Origin of the sequence: Methylobacter sp. sgz302048, assembly GCF_052162025.1 — a bacterium.
In the GTDB taxonomy this organism is placed as follows: Bacteria; Pseudomonadota; Gammaproteobacteria; order Methylococcales; family Methylomonadaceae; genus Methylobacter.
Genome location: NZ_CP197401.1, coordinates 3338472 through 3362259 on the forward strand (window position 1 = coordinate 3338472; position 23788 = coordinate 3362259).

Here is a 23788-nt window from a genome sequence, read left to right on the forward strand (position 1 = left end):
GATCAAGCGATCACCTGCACATCCTGGTCAACAAGCAACTGATTGATACCGAAGCTATAAACATCGAAGACAACACTGTCAAGAGTAGTTTGTGCCCCTGTATCAACGGCTCCGGCGACATTCAGCGTATCGTTGCTTTCGCCGGTGATATACAGCTGATTGTCCGCATCGGTCAGAGTATCCACCGCATCGGCAGTTAGTGTCAGCGTACTGCCGGCATCGCCCATGCCCATGTCAATCAGCTCGATATTGCTGACGGTGGCAACGCTGGTCGAGTCGAGCGTGAAGCCACCGTCCATCTGCAGGATATCGAAACCATCGCCGCCATCGATGGAGGCGAAGAGGTTATCGGAGATAACGATGAAGTCATCGCCAGTGCCGCCGTTGAGAGTATCATTAATGCCAGCACTTATCAGTATATCGTTGCCGCCATCACCGTTCAGGGTATTAGTGCCGCTGCCGCCGCGAAGCAGGTCGTTGCCGTCGCCGCCGGACAGGGTATCGTTACCGGCATAACCGTACAGGCGGTCACTGAATGCTGTACCCGTGAGCGGATCGTCGCCTGACGTGCCCTCTATAATCCCCGAGTCGCCGGCCAGACTATGGAGCAGGCTGGCATCGAGCAGAGTCCCCATCGTTTTGGTGCCAGAAGAGACGCCATAACTATCAGTCGCTGCAATGGCAAGATCCGGTAATACAGACGCACTAAGCAGATCGCCAAGCAGGCTGCCTCCCGTATCAAAGCGCACGCTCGCCAGAAACTCGTTGATCGTCAGGTTATCGATAATGCCGCCATCAATAGCTGTGATTGTCACTGTCGAGTGCGGCCCCAACGATAATAATGAGCCTACAGAAGAATTTACAACATCGAACTGCAGGCCAAGCTCGGCAGCAAGCGCTGACGATGCGGTAAGCGTTATTGCGCCTACAGTCGCTACCGCTCCAAACTCAACCACGACGCTTTGCAGGTTGCCGTTACGATCTAATGCTCTCAGGTCTTGCTTACTCAGATCGATCACGTTAAGCGCTTGCAGACCCACCAAGCCAAGCAAGGTTGAGTAATCTACAAAAACCTCAGGCGCATCGTTTAACGCATCCACGATGAAGTTGACCGTATTGGATGGTGCGGAGCTGTTGCCGGCTGTATCGCTGATTACTGCCGTGGCGCTGTAGCTGCCGTCAGCAAAAGTAGCGCTGTTGTCTAGCGTCACCGAAACGCTGCCGACTCCAACGTCTGCGGCCGTGACGGTATGCGTGGTCACGCTGCCGCCCGCGCCCGTGGTCGTGATCGTGATCGTGTCACCCACTTGGGTACCGGGCGTCAGGCCGACCACAGCCTGGATGCCATCGCTCAGCTCAATGGCGTCGATACCGCCGGCCGCTTCGGCAATGGTCAGCGTCGGCGCATCAGTGCCGCCCGTACCGCCCGGGCTGGTAGTGTCTATGGTCACCAGTTGGCTGGCGGTCGAACCTATGTTGCCGGCGGCATCAACCACGCGTACGCCATAGGTGTAGTTGCCATCGACCAACGTACGGCCATCAATATAACTCCAAGCATCGGCCGTAACGACAAGATCAGCCCAGGTAGTGCCGTCGGTGCTAATCTGCACTTTTTCATCAGCCGCCAAGGGACCGGTCACCGTGCCGCTAACCGTCAGGCTAGTGTCGCTAGTGATGAAATCACCGGCAACTCCCGTATCATCAGCGATCGCGGTAATAGTTACCGTAGCGGTTGGTGCGGTCGTATCCAGGACCGTCGTATCCGTCACTATACCGCTGTTGCCGGCCGCATCGGTCACGCTCATGGTCACGGTCAGGGTGCCGTCGGCGAACCCGGACAGATCCTGGCCGGCTACGCTGACCACGCCGCCGCTGACGCTGATGTCGGCGGCCGCCACGGTCAGCACGCTGCTGCCGTCGGTGATGCTGAGGCCGGTCACGGTGGCGCCCGCTTCCACTTGGCCGCTCAGGGTCACGTTGGTCGCTTCGGCGCCGCTCAGCAGCTCGTCGCCGCCGTCGTTGAAAGTGATGCTGTTTTTGCCGTCGCCGGTGCTCGGCGCGGTCGTGTCGACCACGACGGTGCCAGTAGCCGTGCTGGTGTTGCCGGCCGGGTCGGTGGCGGTGACCGTGACGGTCGTGTTGCCTTCCGGCAGCGCCGGCAGGGTGTTGTCCGCCAGCGTCCAGGTGCCGTCACCGTGGTTGGTGGCCGGGTAGTCGCTGCCGCCGACGGTCACGACCACGGTCGCGTCCGGATCGGTCACGGTGCCGGTCAGTTCCGGGGTGGTGTCGTTGGTGGTCAACGGATCGAGCGTGACGCCGGAGGCCGTGCTGTCCAGCACGGTGGTGTCGGTGATGGCGCCGCTGTTGCCGGCCGCATCAGTCACGCTCATGGTCACGGTCAGGGTGCCGTCGGCGAACCCGGACAGATCCTGGCCGGCCACGCTGACCACGCCGCCGCTGACGCTGATGTCGGCCGCCGCCACGGTCAGCACGGTGCTGCCGTCAGTGATGCTGAGGCCGGTCACGGTGGCGCCGGCTTCCACCTGGCCGCTCAGGGTCACGTTGGTCGCTTCGGCGCCGCTCAGCAGCTCGTCGCCGCCGTCGTTGAAAGTGATGCTGTTTTTGCCGTCGCCGGTGCTCGGCGCGGTCGTGTCGACCACGACGGTGCCAGTAGCCGTGCTGGTGTTGCCGGCCGGGTCGGTGGCGGTGACCGTGACGGTCGTGTTGCCTTCCGGCAGCGCCGGCAGGGTGTTGTCCGCCAGCGTCCAGGTGCCGTCACCGTGGTTGGTGGCCGGGTAGTCGCTGCCGCCGACGGTCACGACCACGGTCGCGTCCGGATCGGTCACGGTGCCGGTCAGTTCCGGGGTGGTGTCGTTGGTGGTCAACGGATCGAGCGTGACGCCGGAGGCCGTGCTGTCCAGCACGGTGGTGTCGGTGATGGCGCCGCTGTTGCCGGCCGCATCGGTCACGCTCATGGTCACGGTCAGGGTGCCGTCGGCGAACCCGGACAGATCCTGGCCGGCTACGCTGACCACGCCGCCGCTGACGCTGATGTCGGCGGCCGCCACGGTCAGCACGCTGCTGCCGTCGGTGATGCTGAGGCCGGTCACGGTGGCGCCCGCTTCCACTTGGCCGCTCAGGGTCACGTTGGTCGCTTCGGCGCCGCTCAGCAGCTCGTCGCCGCCGTCGTTGAAAGTGATGCTGTTTTTGCCGTCGCCGGTGCTCGGCGCGGTCGTGTCGACCACGACGGTGCCAGTAGCCGTGCTGGTGTTGCCGGCCGGGTCGGTGGCGGTGACCGTGACGGTCGTGTTGCCTTCCGGCAGCGCCGGCAGGGTGTTGTCCGCCAGCGTCCAGGTGCCGTCACCGTGGTTGGTGGCCGGGTAGTCGCTGCCGCCGACGGTCACGACCACGGTCGCGTCCGGATCGGTCACGGTGCCGGTCAGTTCCGGGGTGGTGTCGTTGGTGGTCAACGGATCGAGCGTGACGCCGGAGGCCGTGCTGTCCAGCACGGTGGTGTCGGTGATGGCGCCGCTGTTGCCGGCCGCATCGGTCACGCTCATGGTCACGGTCAGGGTGCCGTCGGCGAACCCGGACAGATCCTGGCCGGCTACGCTGACCACGCCGCCGCTGACGCTGATGTCGGCGGCCGCCACGGTCAGCACGCTGCTGCCGTCGGTGATGCTGAGGCCGGTCACGGTGGCGCCCGCTTCCACTTGGCCGCTCAGGGTCACGTTGGTCGCTTCGGCGCCGCTCAGCAGCTCGTCGCCGCCGTCGTTGAAAGTGATGCTGTTTTTGCCGTCGCCGGTGCTCGGCGCGGTCGTGTCGACCACGACGGTGCCAGTAGCCGTGCTGGTGTTGCCGGCCGGGTCGGTGGCGGTGACCGTGACGGTCGTGTTGCCTTCCGGCAGCGCCGGCAGGGTGTTGTCCGCCAGCGTCCAGGTGCCGTCACCGTGGTTGGTGGCCGGGTAGTCGCTGCCGCCGACGGTCACGACCACGGTCGCGTTCGGATCGGTCACGGTGCCGGTCAGTTCCGGGGTGGTGTCGTTGGTGGTCAACGGATCGAGCGTGACGCCGGAGGCCGTGCTGTCCAGCACGGTGGTGTCGGTGATGGCGCCGCTGTTGCCGGCCGCATCGGTCACGCTCATGGTCACGGTCAGGGTGCCGTCGGCGAACCCGGACAGATCCTGGCCGGCCACGCTGACCACGCCGCCGCTGACGCTGATGTCGGCGGCCGCCACGGTCAGCACGGTGCTGCCGTCGGTGATGCTGAGGCCGGTCACGGTGGCGCCGGCTTCCACTTGGCCGCTCAGGGTCACGTTGGTCGCTTCAGCGCCGCTCAGCAGCTCGTCGCCGCCGTCGTTGAAAGTGATGCTGTTTTTGCCGTCGCCGGTGCTCGGCGCGGTCGTGTCGACCACGACGGTGCCAGTAGCCGTGCTGGTGTTGCCGGCCGGGTCGGTGGCGGTGACCGTGACGGTCGTGTTGCCTTCCGGCAGCGCCGGCAGGGTGTTGTCCGCCAGCGTCCAGGTGCCGTCACCGTGGTTGGTGGCCGGGTAGTCGCTGCCGCCGACGGTCACGACCACGGTCGCGTCCGGATCGGTCACGGTGCCGGTCAGTTCCGGGGTGGTGTCGTTGGTGGTCAACGGATCGAGCGTGACGCCGGAGGCCGTGCTGTCCAGCACGGTGGTGTCGGTGATGGCGCCGCTGTTGCCGGCCGCATCAGTCACGCTCATGGTCACGGTCAGGGTGCCGTCGGCGAACCCGGACAGATCCTGGCCGGCCACGCTGACCACGCCGCCGCTGACGCTGATGTCGGCGGCCGCCACGGTCAGCACGGTGCTGCCGTCGGTGATGCTGAGGCCGGTCACGGTGGCGCCGGCTTCCACTTGGCCGCTCAAGGTCACGTTGGTCGCTTCGGCGCCGCTCAGCAGCTCGTCGCCGCCGTCGTTGAAGGTGATGCTGTTTTTGCCGTCGCCGGTGCTCGGCGCGGTCGTGTCGACCACGACGGTGCCAGTAGCCGTGCTGGTGTTGCCGGCCGGGTCGGTGGCGGTGACCGTGACGGTCGTGTTGCCTTCCGGCAGCGCCGGCAGAGTGTTGTCCGCCAGCGTCCAGGTGCCGTCACCGTGGTTGGTGGCCGGGTAGTCGCTGCCGCCGACGGTCACGACCACGGTCGCGTCCGGATCGGTCACGGTGCCGGTCAGTTCCGGGGTCGTGTCGTTGGTGGTCAACGGATCGAGCGTGACGCCGGAGGCCGTGCTGTCCAGCACGGTGGTGTCGGTGATGGCGCCGCTGTTGCCGGCCGCATCAGTCACGCTCATGGTCACGGTCAGGGTGCCGTCGGCGAACCCGGACAGATCCTGGCCGGCCACGCTGACCACGCCGCCGCTGACGCTGATGTCGGCGGCCGCCACGGTCAGCACGGTGCTGCCGTCGGTGATGCTGAGGCCGGTCACGGTGGCGCCGGCTTCCACTTGGCCGCTCAAGGTCACGTTGGTCGCTTCGGCGCCGCTCAGCAGCTCGTCGCCGCCGTCGTTGAAGGTGATGCTGTTTTTGCCGTCGCCGGTGCTCGGCGCGGTCGTGTCGACCACGACGGTGCCAGTAGCCGTGCTGGTGTTGCCGGCCGGGTCGGTGGCGGTGACCGTGACGGTCGTGTTGCCTTCCGGCAGCGCCGGCAGAGTGTTGTCCGCCAGCGTCCAGGTGCCGTCACCGTGGTTGGTGGCCGGGTAGTCGCTGCCGCCGACGGTCACGACCACGGTCGCGTCCGGATCGGTCACGGTGCCGGTCAGTTCCGGGGTGGTGTCGTTGGTGGTCAACGGATCGAGCGTGACGCCGGAGGCCGTGCTGTCCAGCACGGTGGTGTCGGTGATGGCGCCGCTGTTGCCGGCCGCATCGGTCACGCTCATGGTCACGATCAGGGTGCCGTCGGCGAACCCGGACAGATCCTGGCCGGCCACGCTGACCACGCCGCCGCTGACGCTGATGTCGGCGGCCGCCACGGTCAGCACGGTGCTGCCGTCGGTGATGCTGAGGCCGGTCACGGTGGCGCCGGCTTCCACTTGGCCGCTCAGGGTCACGTTGGTCGCTTCGGCGCCGCTCAGCAGCTCGTCGCCGCCGTCGTTGAAAGTGATGCTGTTTTTGCCGTCGCCGGTGCTCGGCGCGGTCGTGTCGACCACGACGGTGCCAGTAGCCGTGCTGGTGTTGCCGGCCGGGTCGGTGGCGGTGACCGTGACGGTCGTGTTGCCTTCCGGCAGCGCCGGCAGGGTGTTGTCCGCCAGCGTCCAGGTGCCGTCACCGTGGTTGGTGGCCGGGTAGTCGCTGCCGCCGACGGTCACGACCACGGTCGCGTTCGGATCGGTCACGGTGCCGGTCAGTTCCGGGGTGGTGTCGTTGGTGGTCAACGGATCGAGCGTGACGCCGGAGGCCGTGCTGTCCAGCACGGTGGTGTCGGTGATGGCGCCGCTGTTGCCGGCCGCATCGGTCACGCTCATGGTCACGGTCAGGGTGCCGTCGGCGAACCCGGACAGATCCTGGCCGGCCACGCTGACCACGCCGCCGCTGACGCTGATGTCGGCGGCCGCCACGGTCAGCACGGTGCTGCCGTCGGTGATGCTGAGGCCGGTCACGGTGGCGCCGGCTTCCACTTGGCCGCTCAAGGTCACGTTGGTCGCTTCGGCGCCGCTCAGCAGCTCGTCGCCGCCGTCGTTGAAGGTGATGCTGTTTTTGCCGTCGCCGGTGCTCGGCGCGGTCGTGTCGACCACGACGGTGCCAGTAGCCGTGCTGGTGTTGCCGGCCGGGTCGGTGGCGGTGACCGTGACGGTCGTGTTGCCTTCCGGCAGCGCCGGCAGAGTGTTGTCCGCCAGCGTCCAGGTGCCGTCACCGTGGTTGGTGGCCGGGTAGTCGCTGCCGCCGACGGTCACGACCACGGTCGCGTCCGGATCGGTCACGGTGCCGGTCAGTTCCGGGGTCGTGTCGTTGGTGGTCAACGGATCGAGCGTGACGCCGGAGGCCGTGCTGTCCAGCACGGTGGTGTCGGTGATGGCGCCGCTGTTGCCGGCCGCATCGGTCACGCTCATGGTCACGATCAGGGTGCCGTCGGCGAACCCGGACAGATCCTGGCCGGCCACGCTGACCACGCCGCCGCTGACGCTGATGTCGGCGGCCGCCACGGTCAGCACGGTGCTGCCGTCGGTGATGCTGAGGCCGGTCACGGTGGCGCCGGCTTCCACTTGGCCGCTCAAGGTCACGTTGGTCGCTTCGGCGCCGCTCAGCAGCTCGTCGCCGCCGTCGTTGAAGACGATGCTGTTTTGGCCGTCGCCGTTGCCCGGCGCGCTCGTGTCCACGATGATGGTGTAAGGCGCGCTGGTGCCCGAGGCATTGCCGGCCGGATCGGTCGCGCTGACCGCCAGCTCGTGGCTGCCTTCAGGCAGCGGCGTTGCCGGCGTAATGCTCCAGTTGCCGGACGCGTCGACCGTGGCGCTGCCGATGACCGTCGTGCCGTCATACAGGGTGATCGTATCGCCCGGGGTGGCGCCGCTGCCGCTCACGGTCGGCTGGGTGTCATCGGTGCTGCCGCCGTTCGCGACCGGACCTTGGACCGCACCCACGTCATCCGTGACGCTGCCGATGCCCGGAATCGCCGGTGCCGTAGTATCCAGCACGGTCGTATCCGTCACTATACCGCTGTTGCCGGCCGCATCGGTCACGCTCATCCTCACGGTCAGGGTGCCGTCGGCGAACCCGGACAGGTCCTGGCCGGCTACGCTGACCACGCCGCCGCTGACGCTGATGTCGGCGGCCGCCACGGTCAGCACGGTGCTGCCGTCGGTGATGCTGAGGCCGGTCACGGTGGCGCCGGCTTCCACTTGGCCGCTCAAGGTCACGTTGGTCGCTTCGGCGCCGCTCAGCAGCTCGTCGCCGCCGTCGTTGAAGACGATGCTGTTTTTGCCGTCGCCGTTGCCCGGCGCGCTCGTGTCCACGATGATGGTGTAAGGCGCGCTGGTGCCCGAGGCATTGCCGGCCGGATCGGTCGCGCTGACCGCCAGCTCGTGGCTGCCTTCAGGCAGCGGCGTTGCCGGCGTAATGCTCCAGTTGCCGGACGCGTCGACCGTGGCGCTGCCGATGACCGTCGTGCCGTCATACAGGGTGATCGTATCGCCCGGGGTGGCGCCGCTGCCGCTCACGGTCGGCTGGGTGTCATCGGTGCTGCCGCCGTTCGCGACCGGACCTTGGACCGCCCCGACATCATCCGTGACGCTGCCGATGCCCGGAATCGCCGGTGCCGTAGTATCCAGCACGGTCGTATCCGTCACTATACCGCTGTTGCCGGCCGCATCGGTCACGCTCATCCTCACGGTCAGGGTGCCGTCGGCGAACCCGGACAGGTCCTGGCCGGCTACGCTGACCACGCCGCCGCTGACGCTGATGTCGGCGGCCGCCACGGTCAGCACGGTGCTGCCGTCGGTGATGCTGAGGCCGGTCACGGTGGCGCCGGCTTCCACTTGGCCGCTCAAGGTCACGTTGGTCGCTTCGGCGCCGCTCAGCAGCTCGTCGCCGCCGTCGTTGAAGACGATGCTGTTTTGGCCGTCGCCGTTGCCCGGCGCGCTCGTGTCCACGATGATGGTGTAAGGCGCGCTGGTGCCCGAGGCATTGCCGGCCGGATCGGTCGCGCTGACCGCCAGCTCGTGGCTGCCTTCAGGCAGCGGCGTTGCCGGCGTAATGCTCCAGTTGCCGGACGCGTCGACCGTGGCGCTGCCGATGACCGTCGTGCCGTCATACAGGGTGATCGTATCGCCCGGGGTGGCGCCGCTGCCGCTCACGGTCGGCTGGGTGTCATCGGTGCTGCCGCCGTTCGCGACCGGACCTTGGACCGCACCCACGTCATCCGTGACGCTGCCGATGCCCGGAATCGCCGGTGCCGTAGTATCCAGCACGGTCGTATCCGTCACTATACCGCTGTTGCCGGCCGCATCGGTCACGCTCATCCTCACGGTCAGGGTGCCGTCGGCGAACCCGGACAGGTCCTGGCCGGCTACGCTGACCACGCCGCCGCTGACGCTGATGTCGGCGGCCGCCACGGTCAGCACGGTGCTGCCGTCGGTGATGCTGAGGCCGGTCACGGTGGCGCCGGCTTCCACTTGGCCGCTCAAGGTCACGTTGGTCGCTTCGGCGCCGCTCAGCAGCTCGTCGCCGCCGTCGTTGAAGACGATGCTGTTTTTGCCGTCGCCGTTGCCCGGCGCGCTCGTGTCCACGATGATGGTGTAAGGCGCGCTGGTGCCCGAGGCATTGCCGGCCGGATCGGTCGCGCTGACCGCCAGCTCGTGGCTGCCTTCAGGCAGCGGCGTTGCCGGCGTAATGCTCCAGTTGCCGGACGCGTCGACCGTGGCGCTGCCGATGACCGTCGTGCCGTCATACAGGGTGATCGTATCGCCCGGGGTGGCGCCGCTGCCGCTCACGGTCGGCTGGGTGTCATCGGTGCTGCCGCCGTTCGCGACCGGACCTTGGACCGCCCCGACATCATCCGTGACGCTGCCGATGCCCGGAATCGCCGGTGCCGTAGTATCCAGCACGGTCGTATCCGTCACTATACCGCTGTTGCCGGCCGCATCGGTCACGCTCATCCTCACGGTCAGGGTGCCGTCGGCGAACCCGGACAGGTCCTGGCCGGCTACGCTGACCACGCCGCCGCTGACGCTGATGTCGGCGGCCGCCACGGTCAGCACGGTGCTGCCGTCGGTGATGCTGAGGCCGGTCACGGTGGCGCCCGCTTCCACCTGGCCGCTCAGGGTCACGTTGGTCGCTTCGGCGCCGCTCAGCAGCTCGTCGCCGCCGTCGTTGAAGACGATGCTGTTTTGGCCGTCGCCGTTGCCCGGCGCGCTCGTGTCCACGATGATGGTGTAAGGCGCGCTGGTGCCCGAGGCATTGCCGGCCGGATCGGTCGCGCTGACCGCCAGCTCGTGGCTGCCTTCAGGCAGCGGCGTTGCCGGCGTAATGCTCCAGTTGCCGGACGCGTCGACCGTGGCGCTGCCGATGACCGTCGTGCCGTCATACAGGGTGATCGTATCGCCCGGGGTGGCGCCGCTGCCGCTCACGGTCGGCTGGGTGTCATCGGTGCTGCCGCCGTTCGCGACCGGACCTTGGACCGCACCCACGTCATCCGTGACACTGCCGATGCTCGGCGCCGCCGGCGCGATCGTATCGATAGTGAACGCCACGGCCGCAGACGGCGCGGAGCTGTTGCCGGCCGCATCGCTGATCACGGCCGTCGCGCTGTAGTTGCCGTCGGCATACGCGCTCGAACCCGTCAGCGTCACGGCCGCACTGCCAGCCGCCACGTCCGCCGCCGTCACCGTGTAGCTGGTGACGATATCGGCCGCGCCGTCGTTGGCGGTAATGGTGATCGTGTCGCCTTCCTGGGTGCCGGGCGTCAGGCTGACCACGGCCTGGATGCCGTCGCTCAACTCATCGGCATTGATGCCGTCCGCCGCTTCGGCAATAGTCAGCGTCGGGGCGTCGGTGCCGCCCGTACCGCCCGGGCTGGTCGCATCCACGATGAAGTTGACCGTATTGGAGGGGGCGGAGCTGTTGCCGGCCGTATCGCTGATCACAGCCGTCGCACTGTAGCTGCCGTCAGCATACGCGCTAGAGTCAGCCAGCGTCACAACCGCACTGCCAGCCATCAAGTCCGCAGGTGTGACAATTTGCATGGTCACACTGATGCCGCCCGCGCCTGTAGTCATAATCGTGATCATGTCGCCCGCTTGGGTGCCGGCCGTCAGGCCAACTACGGCCTGGATGCCGTCGCTCAGTTCAGCGGCATTGATGCCGTCCGCCGCTTCGGCAATGGCCAGTGTCGGCGCATCGAAGCCGCCCGGTCCGCCCGGACTGGTAGCATCCACAATAAAGTCGACCGTATTAGAGGGGGCGGAGCTGTTGCCGGCTGTATCGCTGATTACTGCCGTGGCGTTGTAGCTGCCGTCAGCAAAAGTGGCGCTGTTGTCTAGCGTCACCGAAACGCTGCCGACTCCCACGTCTGCGGCCGTGACGGTATGCGTGGTCACGCTGCCGCCCGCGCCCGTGGTCGTGATCGTGATCGTGTCACCCACTTGGGTGCCAGGCGTCAGGCTGACCACGGCCTGGATGCCGTCGCTCAACTCATCGGCATTGATGCCGTCCGCCGCTTCGGCAATAGTCAGCGTCGGGGCGTCGGTGCCGCCCGTACCGCCCGGGCTGGTAGTGTCTATGGTCACTAGTTGGCTGGCGGTCGAGCCTATGTTGCCGGCGGCATCAACTACACGGACGTTATAGGTGTAGCTGCCATCGACCAGCGTACGGCCATCAATATAGCTCCAGGCACCGGCCGTGACGACGAGATCAGTCCAGGTAGTGCCGTCGATGCTAATCTGCACTTTTTCGTCAGCCGCCACGGGACCGGTCACCGTGCCGCTAACCGTCAGGCTAGTGTCGCTAGTGATGAAATCACCGGCAACTCCCGTATCATCAGCGATCGCGGTAATAGTTACCGTAGCGGTTGGTGCGGTCGTATCCAAGACCGTCGTATCCGTCACTATTCCGCTGTTGCCGGCCGCATCGGTCACGCTCATCCTCACGGTCAAGGTACCGTCGGCGAACCCGGACAGATCCTGGCCGGCCACGCTGACCACGCCGCCGCTGACGCTGATGTCAAAGGCCGCCACGGTCAGCACGGTGCTGCCGTCGGTGATGCTGATGCTGGTCACGGTCGCGCCGGCTTCCACTTGGCCGCTCAGGGTCACGTTGGTCGCTTCAGCGCCGCTCAGCAGCTCGTCGCCGCCGTCGTTGAAAACGATGCTGTTTTTGCCGTCGCCGGTGCTCGGCGCGGTCGTGTCCACGATTATGACATAAGGTGCGCTGGAGGTAGACTCGTTGCCAGCCGGATCAGTAGCGGTCACGCTCAGGGTGTGGTCCCCTTCAGGCAAGGGCGTTGCAGGGGTAATGTTCCAGTTGCCGGACGCATCGACCGTGGTGCTGCCGATTACGGCATCGCCATCATATAGGGTGATCGTGTCGCCCGGTGCGGCGCCGCTGCCGCTCACGGTCGGCTGTGCGTCGTCGGTGCTGCCGCCGTTCGCGACTGGACCTTGGACCGCACCCACGTCATCCGTGACACTGCCGATGCTCGGCGCCGTCGGTGCCGTGGTGTCAATAACAACGTTGTAAGGATCACTGGGAGTTGATTCGTTGCCTGCCGGATCGGTTGCGGTTACTGTGAGGTTGTGGTTCCCCTCGGGCAATGGTGATCCCGGGGTGATGCTCCAGGTGCCGTCAGGCGCTACCGTGGTGCTGCCGATAGCCGTCGTGCCGTCATAAAGGGTGATGGTATCGCCGGGTGTGGCGCCGCTGCCGTTTACCGTTGGCGTGGTATCATCAGTGCTGCCGCCTGAGGCCACCGGACCTTGTACGGCGCCCGCATTATCCTGGATACTGCTGATTACCGGGGCGGCTGGTGCCGTGGTATCTGGTGGGTTAATAGGATCTGGTGGGTTGATAGGGGTTGGAGGTACTGTCTCGGAGCCAAAGCCGGAAGCGGCTGGAACAGAATCGTCGTCACCGCTTAAAGCAACTCCAAGCCCTACTCCGAGACCTATAAGCGCGGCCGTCGCAACCATTCCATAAACATCATCTTCGGCAACACAAGTCAATGATTCGAATGGCGAGGGCTCCGTTTGCGGTATATATTGAACAATCACTGCCTCATCGCCGACAGTCGGCGAAAGATCAACCTGTACAATGCCTTCACAATCCTCATCGTTCAGATATAGCTTGCTATCACCGTTAACATGGTAAAAATTAATAACACGAAGTTTCTCTCCGCCAAGATCAATGATCAGATCTGTACCCTGCCGAACATAAGATTTAATGTCAGTCGGCTTCAGATTAAGAAACACTCGACTGGGCTGCTCAAGGACTAGAGTTCCATTCGTCTCCTGAATTGTTCCAGCAGTTGAAGGTTCGTTTAAGTTAATAACTTTGGTTGCGATAGACATATATATCCCTTTATAACCTTTTTGCTTTTTATTATTAAAAATTTAGTACCGATCAATCGAAAGATAGGCTTTGATATGAATGCTGTACTTCACTGTGTATATTTCATAGTTAATGCTGTACGACCGCTGGCACTGTTAACTTAGTACCGAACATTGAATAATCTCTGTTCAGGTATTCATCCCGCGCCTTAATCTTTGGGCTCCCCAGAAAATAGTTAATGACCATTAGATTTTTGCTGGTCAAAATCACAATAAATTAATATTTTCAAACCATTGCCATTAACTTATTGCCTTTCTTCAGTTATTTTTTTTATAACTTGAATCAACTCAAACATTTCATCAGCAAGTTGCTCAATGAGCCGCAATATTGGCTCTTGACTGCTATTTTCGACTTAGCTCTTTTTCGAGCATCTTTGCTAACAGATAAACTAAATCATCCCCAATAAGTATCCAACATCTCTCCAAGGGTGAACCTCTCGTTTGGCTTCCTGCATATCTTTACGGAGAAAAGCCTGGCGAATCCTCATGTGCAACATTTTCTTACTGCTCTGAAAATAATTGCAATATGCGCAAATTAATTTCGCCCTTTTCTATAAAGCTAACAATGTAATTCCAATGTCTAACTGATTGTTTTCATTGAACATCAACCTAAACCACAGACTTTTTATTATGTGACAAATAAACTTAATGATCCATGTATTGTCTCATGTTATTAACTTAAAAAAACCATATGTTTTATAGGACATAAATTACTTAAAAAATGCAATATATGCAATATAGAAACCGCAAAATTAAGTAATCGTAAAACAAAAAATGATAGAACATTCATGGCTTAGCACTAAGAAAGCAGCACAACTACTCGACGTCAGCCAGCGCACCATCCAGAATTGGGTCGACACCGGCAAACTGAAATCAACCAAAACCTTGGGCGGACATCGGCGTTTAATGCGCAGCGATGTCGAGGGATTTCTGGTTTTGCGGACATCGACCGTGCCCGCCGCCCTGCCGGCGATGGCTGCGGAACCGCCCGCGGCCGATGAACTGAGGGTGCTGATTGTTGAGGACGATCGGACGCTCTTGCGGCTCTATGAGCTGAAATTCGGCGAATTTACCGTTCCTCACCAACTGTTTCTGGCCGCCAACGGCTATCAGGGCCTGCTGCTCGCCGGCAAGCACTGTCCGCATTTGGTCATCGCCGATCTGAACATGCCGGAAATGAACGGCTTGCAGTTGATTCAGGAGATCAGGAAGACGGCTGATATGAAAGACAGCAAAATCATCGTGGCGACCGGGTTGAAAGCTGTCGACTCGATTTTCTCCGCAGTTATCGTCTAAACTTTTCCCTGTAATTTAACGACTTTCTTTGCGCATTGCAGTTTTTATCCTGTACTTAGCACCAAATTATCAAACAAATCTGTGCCGTAGGCGTTTAAGAGCGACGCATCATAACTAGAATGGGAGAAAACGGTCTTTTTTAACGGCTTCTGGATTAGGATTGCAGAAAGAGAGGCTCTAGGCGGACACTAAATCATTGCATTTTATCTTTATGTTAATACTGTAATAATACAAACTGCAATTCTTTCAACATCAATATTGAAAAAGGATAAAAATCATATGTAGTGCTCGAGCTATAAATCACGGTGTATATTCTAGACTAACAAATAATACTCCGAACAACAGAAATACAGTCGAGACAAATATTTATCGTACTTTAAATTTAGCCCAATTCATCTTAAGTAATCTTTCTCTGACAATAAACGACGTGATATATTGCCGCCTTATTAGCCGATCGCGAGTTCGTCGGCGAGGACTGGTTCGCTTGACTGCAAGCACAAGCCATTCCGTTTCATCAACGCCTCACGCATTCCCAATGCCTGGAACCAGCTTAAGCGTGCCGATCAACTGTTTGGTTCCTTAAAGCCCGGACAACTGCACCATCTGCCAGGCCGCCGTCCGGTTTGGGGTTGTTTTGTCACCTTGTCGGCCTTGCGGTTGAATGATGGCGACTGGCTGATCATCGCAAGCTTGGATACACCACAAACCCAGGCGATTGAAACCTATGCCCGGCGCGGGGCAATCGAGACCTTGTTCGGCTGCCTGAAAAGCCGAGGCTCAACTTTGAAGATACCCATTTGGTTGATCCTGAAAGGCTCAGCAAATTATTCGCCTTGCTCGCATTGGCCTTTGCCTGGACCTATCATACCGGCGAGCAACTCGACAGCCACCAGCCCATCCTTTTTAAAAAACCCCTTCAGCGGCCTCTCGAGTCTATCTTCCGACACGGACTCGACTTTATCCGCAGTTGTCTGCTGAATTTTTACCTGCGATTTGATGACTTTCTTTGGGCTTTGAGGTTTTTGTCCTGTACTTACCCCCCCAGACCTACAAATTTTTGCCGCAAAATTGACATACATCAATTAAAACAAAAAGATATTATTACCCGTCATTTTTGACGTTATCTAAAAACCAGTATTCAATTCTGTCTCACAGCCATGAACGCCATTCGGATACAGCCATAAATCCGGCTGGCAAACCGAACCCTGTAAATTTTATAAGCGGTCTTACTAAGTAGTTATACTTATTTTTTTATTTTACCTTCAGCCTTAATATCGCAGTTTTACTCTCAGTCCTGACAATTGCCTTTTGTCCTCTGTTTTTTGACTAAGGACATAACACAGCAGTAATTCGATAAAAAAGCCATGTCACCCACCATTAACAAAGCAAAAACGAAGCAGATTCAAATCCTGAGGATTCAACACGATGATATGTGTTCAAATTTCATGGATGAGAAAATATCGTTGCTTGTAATGAAATTAGCAGCGTACTTGCATCCTGTGGGCGCCGAATGGCTTACTTTGCGAAATATAGCGAACTTCATATAGCAATTGGGGGCGAAGCAAGACTTAAAATTCAATCGGCGTTAATACCAAATACGCGCAACTTACAACAGCAAATGATTGATATAACGATAAAAAATCAACTGCAGGACGCGCCGAAACTGGGCAACTACATTGTTAGCGAAAAGCTGGGAGAAAGCTTGCAGGCAGTGGTGTTCAAAGGCTATCACAAACACGTCCCCGACCAGCCGTTGATCATTAAACTGCTGAAGCAGTTGTCAAGTTGGGATGACCAATCCCGGTATTTGCGCCAGAAAATTGAACGCCTGAAAGTGCTTCACGATCCGCGGGTTTGTACGCCGATTGCACTGGAATCATACGGTGATCTGCAGTTTATCGTTCAACCCTGGTTTGCCGGACAACCCCTGAACTATTGGGCAAAAAAGCAAGACAGGCTCGATCTCAACAGTTTTTTTACGTTGGCCTGCTCATTAGCCGATACGCTGCAAGCGGTGCACGATGCCGGCATTACCCACGGAGGCGTCAAACCCCACAATATTCTGCTGCATCCCGGAACGCTGACCTTGCGGCTGACCGATTTCATAACGCCGTTGGACATTCGTGATGTCAGCCATTTTATCTACGACCCGGAATTTGTACGCCATACCCTGGCCTACACCTCACCGGAACAAACCGGCCGCATCAACTACAGGGTCGATTTTTCCACCGATTTGTATTCATTGGGAATCGTATTTTACGAATTGCTTACCGGCCAGCTGCCGTTTTTTTCCAGCGACCCCCTGGAGCTGATTCACTCGCATCTGGCCGAAGAAACGCCTAAAGTCAATCAGCTCAAGCCGCAGATCCCCCGGGTTCTGGCCGATATTATCGCCAAGCTCACCGTCAAGCAGCCGGAGAAACGTTACCAGAGCACCTCAGGCCTGCTGGCCGATTTGATCCGTTGCAAGCAAGAATACGCCGACACGGGCAGCGTATCGGCGTTTGCGGTAGGCCAGCATGATCGCAGCCGCCGGGTCATTTTTATTTCAAAAATGGTGGGCCGTCAGGCAGAAAGCCAGCTGATACAACAGCAATACAATGATGTCATCAGCGGCAAATTCCGCTCGGTCTTTATTTCCGGACTGTCCGGCATTGGCAAAACCCGGCTGATTCAGGAACTGCAAAAACCGCTGGTCAAAAATCGCGGTTACTTCACCTCCGGCAAGTTCGACCAGTATCAGAAAAACATTCCCTACAGCTCACTGATTCAGGCTCTGCGCAATCTGATGCGCATTTTTCTGACCGAAAGCGACATGCAGGTTCAGCAATGGCGGACCAGAATACTCGAGGTCGTAGGAAACAGCGGCGGCGTCATCATCGATGTGCTGCCGGAACTGGAATTCATCATCGGCCGCCAGCCGGAAGTGCCGCATCTGCCGCCCGTGGAAGCCCGCAACCGCTTCAATAACCTGTTCGGCCGTTTTCTGGCCTGTCTGGCCAGCGAAGACAATCCGCTGGTGCTGTTCATCGACGATCTGCAATGGTGCGACAGCGCAACCTTCGATTTTTTACAAAACCTGTTCGACAATCATCATGAACATCCCTTCCTGTTTTTCATGGGCGCCTATCGGCACAATGAAGTCGACAACAGCCATCCGCTCAGCAAGCTGATCCGCAAGATTCAGGAAAACAACAGCCCGTTCGCGGAAGTTCGCGTGGAGGCGCTCACCGACTCCAACTGCCACGAGATGGTGGCTTACATCCTCGATTCTTCACTGGAAGCCACGGCCAATCTGGCGGAATTTATCGCCCATCTCACCGAAGGCAACCCGCTGTTCGTCAGTGAGAGCCTGGCCTGGCTGTATAACGAGGGATTGCTGAATACCGATGACGAACATCACTGGCATTGGGATATCAAGCGGATTCGCGACACGCAGATGCCAACCTCGGTGGTGGAACTGTTCAGCTCCAAGGTAGGCAAACTGCCCCTCAAAACCCTGCACATTCTCGACCACTGCGCCTGCATGGGCAACCGCTTCAGTGCGGAAGATGTGGCGCTGGTGCTGGATATTCGCATCGAACAACTCTTCGAGGATTTGAAGCCGGTATTGAATCTGGGGATGCTGCTGGAGAACAAATCCGATCTGCAATTCGTCCACGACCGGGTTCAGGAAGCGGTGCTGCGCCAGGTCGATCCCCAGACCAAACCTGCCATCCACTGGCGCATAGGCAACCGGCTGCTGCAAGTGGTGCCGGCAGGAACCCATCTTGAAGCGCTTGACAACCTGTTTACTATAGCCGCTCACCTCAATCTGGGCCGTCCGGCGGACATGGGTCACGAGCTGGCTTACCGGCTGGTCAATATCAACTTCCATGCCGGCAACAAGGCGCTGGATGCATTGGCCGGCGACGCCGCCAACGATTTTTTTCAGAAAGCCCACGACTATCTGCCGGCCAATTGCTGGCAGCAGGCTTACGATCTGACTTTCCGTATTTATCAGCGCTTGGCCAAAACTGAGCTGATGTGCGGCCGTTATGAAAAATCGGAAGTGCTGATCAATTATCTGATCGAACACGCCGTCAGCGACCTGGATAAAGCCGAAGCCCTGGCCGAACAGACCACGTCATTGTCTTCGTTCGGCAACTTCAACAAGGCGATAGCCACCGCCAACCGCGGCCTTGCCTATTTCGACAAGTCAATTCCGGAACAACCCGAAATAGCCAGGCAGCGGATGCTGGACTTGATGGCGGAAATCGAACAGCAGGGCGATGTCTGGACAACCATCCTGCATATGCCTTTTACCCATGACCGCAAAAGCAAGATCGAACTGGCATTCTACAGTGAGCTGATCCCCGATCTCTACATGTCCGGCCTGGTGCCGCAACTGTACCTGTCAGCGGCGCAATCGACGCTGCATTGCCTGCATGGCGGCATGGATGAATCGGTGATTTATTCGTTTTCGATCATGGGCCTCAACCTCGGCGAACAGGGCAAGTTCGAACTGGCTTTTCTTTACCAGGATCTGGCCCACGACCTGTGCGAAAAACATCCGAATACTTTTGGCGCCACCCGCGGCATGAACGGCATTGTCTGGTGCAATATGCACTCGCGCAGCCATCCGGCCGAAATCGTCGAATACAGCCACAAAGCCATACAGTGCGGCAAAAATTGCGGCGACTTGTATAACGCCGGCCTGTCCTACGGACCGTTGATGTGGAATTTGCAGGTGCAGGGCAAAAATCTGCGCCTGATTGAAGAAGCCGCCGAGGAATGCCTGCATTTTTCCCGCAAGAACCAGCTATCGTTCTCGGTCGGTCTTGCCGAAGCCGTGCTGGCCGGCTGGGTGGCGCCGATGAAACCCGATTACCAGCCGGTGGACATGACCGAAACGCTGGCGCGCTGGGAAGTCGATAATTACGTCGCCGCTTCTGGCAGTTATTTTGCATTGCTGGGTTTCGCCCAGCATTATCTGGGCGATTACGCGGCGGCGGCTGTGTCCTTGCAAATGGTGGAACGCTATCTGCACGGCTTGACCGATAACGTCCTGAAACGTCTCTGGTATGTCTTCCGTATCGTCAATCGCCTGCGCTGGCCGGAAGGCGCCGACTGGCCTATGCTCGAAGCGGAAATCGCACCGCTGCTGGCCGAACTGGAAACCTGGGCCCGTCTCGGACCGTTGCTGAAGCCCTTTCTGGCCTTTGTCTACGCCGAGATGGCCCGCGCCCAAAACCAGATGCGCGACGCCCGCAACTTGTATCTGGATGCGATCGCGGTCGCTCAGGCACAAAACTACGGGCTGCTCACCGGACATCTATATGAAGCATTGGCCGAGGTGGTAACAGCCGGTAATCTCGGCGATGCCGAACTTTACTACAGCGCAGCGCGGCGCGCGTACCGTATGTGCCGCGCCGATCGCAAAGGGGCCCTATTACAGCAGCGCCACCCTTACACTTACACCGAGCTCGAGAATACAGTTCGTCTCGAAAAAAATGTTGCGTTTGACGCGCCGGCTACTCTGCCGAACCTCGATATCAATTATCTCATGAAATCGGCGCTGGCCCTGTCGGCGGAAGTCGATCTTAATCTGCTCATGCAAAAAATCATGACCGTAGTGCTGGAAAGTTCGGGAGCTCAGCACGGCTACCTGCTGATCAGGGAAGCCGATGAACTGCTGGTCGCTGCGGAAAGCCATGTCGGCAAAAAACACATCGTTAATCGCCAGTATCTCAGCCTTGACAAGACCCGTAGCGGCATCAGCCGCGCCATCGTCAATTACGCGCTGCGCACGCGTAAAAAAGTGTTATTGCATGATGCGATGGCTGAAGGCGAGTTTCAGGATACTCCAGAAGTGCAGGCATTAAGGCTGCGTTCGGTTCTGTGCCTGCCGATCATCAAACAAAACGAATTAATCGGCCTGCTCTATCTGGAAAATCGACTGTCAACAGGCGTGTTCACCCCTGAAAAAACCGATATGACCGAGCTATTGACCGCTCAGGCTGCAATTTCCCTGGAAAACGCCCGCCTCCTGGAACAAACCCGACTCGCCTACACAAAGCTTCAGGAAAACCAGGAGCATATGCTGCAGATGGAAAAACTCTCGGCATTGGGAACTCTGGTCGGCGGTGTCGCGCATGAGATCAACAATCCGCTGATGGGAGTCATGAATTTTGTCGAATTCGCCGCAGATAGAAGCGCTGATAAAAAATCAAAGGAAATTCTCGATCAGGCGCTGCAGCAGATTCACCGCATCAAGAAGATTGTCAGCAACATGCTGGTCTTTGTTCATAACAGATCAACCCCAAGCGGCACCTGCCAGATTACTGAGGTGGTCAGGCAAAGTCTGTTGCTGCTGGAAGGCGAACTGAACAAGAAAAGTATAAAGGTAGAAATCGACGCCGCCGACGATCTGCCGTCCATCCATTGCTGTGCCGATAGCCTGCAGCAGATTCTGGTCAACCTGCTCATTAATGCCCGCGACGCGCTGGCTGATAGCCACCAGCCGCTGATCAACATCACAATCAGGCGCATGGAAGACATGCTGGAACTGAGCGTGGCCGATAACGGCCAGGGCATCCCGCAGGATGTGCAAACGAAGATTTTTGATCCGTTTTTTACTACCAAGCCTCCCGGAAAAGGTACCGGCCTGGGCTTGTCGGTCATACGCCGCCTGGTTCAGGATGTTGGGGGCAACATACAGGTGGAGAGTTCACATGGACACGGCTGTTGCATGCGACTTCGATTTCCCCATGTTTGAGCGTTTAACTTTCCCTTACACATAACTTGTGGATACTGAGACTGCCATTTACGGCTAGGATTTCTCAGCGCTCGAGCATTTAAATTTCTATAAACAAGAGACAAAAATATATGTTAAATAAAATTCTGGTAATAGACGATGACCCCGCAGTACGCGGCGCTTTCAAACTGATTCTGGAAGAAGACAATTTCTCGGTCCGGGAGGCTGAGGACGGTTTGCAAGGCATTGAAATGGCTCTCGTCGAACGTCCCGACTTGATCTTTCTCGACCTGCGCATGCCCGGCATCGATGGCGTGGAAACCTTGCGCCGACTGAAGACCATCGATGAAACGCTGAATATTTATATTGTCACTGCCTTTTCTAACGAATATATGGAGCAGCTGAAAGATATACATGAGGAAGGCTATAAATTCGAACTGGCCAGCAAGCCGCTGTCGTCCACACAAATCCGCAATATTGCCCAGATCGCCCGTATTGCCGCGCCCCGGTTAGAACGGCGCGCAACGCAGCATAAACTTGTTCTAACCCTGTATGTGGTATCCTTGAACAGCGAAACCCGCCGACTGGTCGAGCAGATTACGGCCGCGCTCGCCAACCTTTACGATCCCGGCCATTGGGTTTTAAACGTAGTTGAAGTACTGGGCATGCCGGAGAAAGCGCTGGAAAAAGACGTATTTGCTACACCGATGCTGGTGCGCGATATGCCAGAACCCGTGCTGAAGCTGCTCGGGGATTTGTCGAGGGTGCCGTCAATCATCGCGGCCATTACTACTGAAGCTAAAGGAATTGGCGTACAAACCATCATCGTTTAAGAAACTGTTCGACTATGGCCGCTCACTCTTTCAAGCTTGACCTGATACTGGACACTATCACCGATGGTGTTTTGGTTGTAAATAGCCAGGGTGTCGTACTCTATGCCAACCAAGCCGCCGAAACCCTGCTGGCGCGCAGTCCGATAATCGGCCAATCGTTGGCGATTCCGCTCAATCCTGATAACGACAGCTATCAGGACATTAATCTGATCCGGCCGGACGGACTCGCCTGGGCAGAAATGCGTTCCTCGCCGCTGGAATGGGAGGGACAGCCGGGCTATGTCATCGCCTTGCGCGACATTACCGAACGCAAGCACATGGAGCTGGAACGGCAAAAGTTTGTTTCGCTGGCCGACAACAGCATGGAGTTCATCGGCATGTTCGACATGAATTTCAATCCATTCTATATCAACGAAGCCGGCATGCGCCTGATCGGTCTCGATAGCCTGGAGCAGTGCATTCGAACGCCAGTCCAGGAGTTTTTCTTCCCCGAAGATCAGGGCTACATCCTTGAGGAATTTTTCCCGCGCGTCCTGCGCGAGGGTCATGCTGATGTCGAAATCAGATTTCGTCATTTCAAGACCGGCGCGCCCATCTGGATGATCTACAATGTATTCTTCATCAAAGACTGCAACGGTGAGCCAGTGGGTATCGCCACCGTGAGCCGCGATATTTCCGAGCGCAAACAGGCTGAGGCCGCCCTGCTCGAAGCCGATCAACGCAAGGACGAATTCCTGGCCATGCTGGCCCACGAACTGCGCAATCCGCTGGCGCCGATCAGCAACGCCGTGCAGATCATGAAACGCTCCGGTCTGGACGAAACACGGCTGACCTGGTGCCGCGACATCATCGGTCGCCAAGTCGAACACCTGGTCCGGCTGGTTGACGATCTGCTGGATGTCTCGCGCATCAGCCGCAACAAGATCGAACTCAAGAAGGAGCCGCTCGAGGTATCGGCCATTGTGCAGCGAGCGGTGGAAACCAGCCAGCCGCTGATCGATGCCCGCCGTCATGAATTCACGGTACAGCTGCCGCCTGAACCGGTCTATGTCGAAGGCGATCTGGTCCGATTGTCGCAAGTCGTATCGAACCTGCTCAATAATGCCGCCAAGTACACCGATGAAGGCGGCCGCATCAATCTGGCCGTTGAGCCAGCGGGCGATGAAATCTTCATCCGCGTCCGCGACAACGGCCGGGGTATCGATCCCTCGGCGCTGTCAGGCCTGTTTCAACTGTTCTATCAGGTGGACCGCACCATCGACCGCGCCGAGGGCGGTTTGGGCATTGGGCTTGCGCTTGTCAAAAGCCTGGTGGCGATGCACGGCGGTGAGGTGTGGACCTACAGCGAAGGCCGGGGCAAAGGCAGTGAATTTGTCATCCGTCTTCCCTGCCTGCGGACATCAACGGTCGCGCCAATTTCCTGTCAGACAGGCGCCAAGCCGGATGAAGGCCCGCTCCGCATTCTGGTAGTCGACGACAACCGCGATGCCGCCCAGAGCCTGTCCATGCTGCTGACCAGCGAAGGCCACGCTGTACGGTTGGCCTATGACGGTTACACGGCACTGGAAGTCGCTCTGGCTGAACGGCCGCAGATTATGCTGCTTGACATCGGCCTGCCCGGCATGGATGGCTACGCGGTCGCGCGAGCGCTCAGGCAAGATCCCGCCCTGAAAAGGATGCAACTGATCGCATTGAGCGGCTACGGGCGGCAAGGCGATCATGAACAGGCGAAAACAGCCGGATTCAACGGTTACCTGACCAAGCCGGTCGATTTTGACGAACTACAGGGCGCCTTGACCCAACCATCATTTCCCGACCATATACCCAGCTAAAGTCCGTCTTTGCACCGCGAATGGATCACGGCA

General features: G+C 59.2%; 5 protein-coding genes. 4 read left to right on the forward strand and 1 reads right to left on the reverse strand.

The features are described 5' to 3' along the window. Positions 1 to 2: 2 nt before the first annotated feature. Positions 3 to 13019, reverse strand: coding sequence for an Ig-like domain-containing protein (locus ACTNE6_RS14840; protein ID WP_442497279.1), 13017 nt, complete (start codon positions 13017 to 13019; stop codon positions 3 to 5). An 813-nt stretch (positions 13020 to 13832) separates the two neighbouring features. Between ACTNE6_RS14840 and ACTNE6_RS14845 the strand changes: the two genes are divergently transcribed. From ACTNE6_RS14845 to ACTNE6_RS14860, 4 genes are all read left to right on the forward strand, one after another. Further along, positions 13833 to 14354 carry a response regulator gene (locus ACTNE6_RS14845; protein ID WP_442497280.1) on the forward strand — a complete coding sequence of 174 codons (522 nt, stop codon included), beginning with the start codon at positions 13833 to 13835 and terminating at the stop codon, positions 14352 to 14354. A 1618-nt stretch (positions 14355 to 15972) separates the two neighbouring features. Beyond that, the gene (locus tag ACTNE6_RS14850) at positions 15973 to 21111 is read left to right on the forward strand and encodes an AAA family ATPase (protein ID WP_442497281.1); all 5139 of its coding nucleotides are present in this window, start codon (positions 15973 to 15975) and stop codon (positions 21109 to 21111) included. 110 nt (positions 21112 to 21221) lie between these two features. Beyond that, positions 21222 to 21923: a response regulator gene (locus tag ACTNE6_RS14855; RefSeq protein ID WP_194972117.1), complete on the forward strand. Its 702-nt coding sequence runs from the start codon at positions 21222 to 21224 to the stop codon at positions 21921 to 21923. 14 nt (positions 21924 to 21937) lie between these two features. Beyond that, on the forward strand, positions 21938 to 23755 hold the full coding sequence (locus ACTNE6_RS14860) for a hybrid sensor histidine kinase/response regulator (RefSeq protein WP_442497282.1): 1818 nt from the start codon (positions 21938 to 21940) through the stop codon (positions 23753 to 23755). Positions 23756 to 23788: the final 33 nt, after the last annotated feature.

Excerpts from the sequence above, each read along its gene's own strand:
- ACTNE6_RS14860 (WP_442497282.1), top strand. The coding sequence starts at position 21,938 with ATGGCCGCTCACTCTTTCAAGCTTGACCTGATACTGGACACTATCACC.
- ACTNE6_RS14840 (WP_442497279.1), bottom strand. The coding sequence starts at position 13,019 with ATGTCTATCGCAACCAAAGTTATTAACTTAAACGAACCTTCAACTGCT.
- ACTNE6_RS14855 (WP_194972117.1), top strand. The coding sequence starts at position 21,222 with ATGTTAAATAAAATTCTGGTAATAGACGATGACCCCGCAGTACGCGGC.
- ACTNE6_RS14845 (WP_442497280.1), top strand. The coding sequence starts at position 13,833 with ATGATAGAACATTCATGGCTTAGCACTAAGAAAGCAGCACAACTACTC.
- ACTNE6_RS14850 (WP_442497281.1), top strand. The coding sequence starts at position 15,973 with ATGATTGATATAACGATAAAAAATCAACTGCAGGACGCGCCGAAACTG.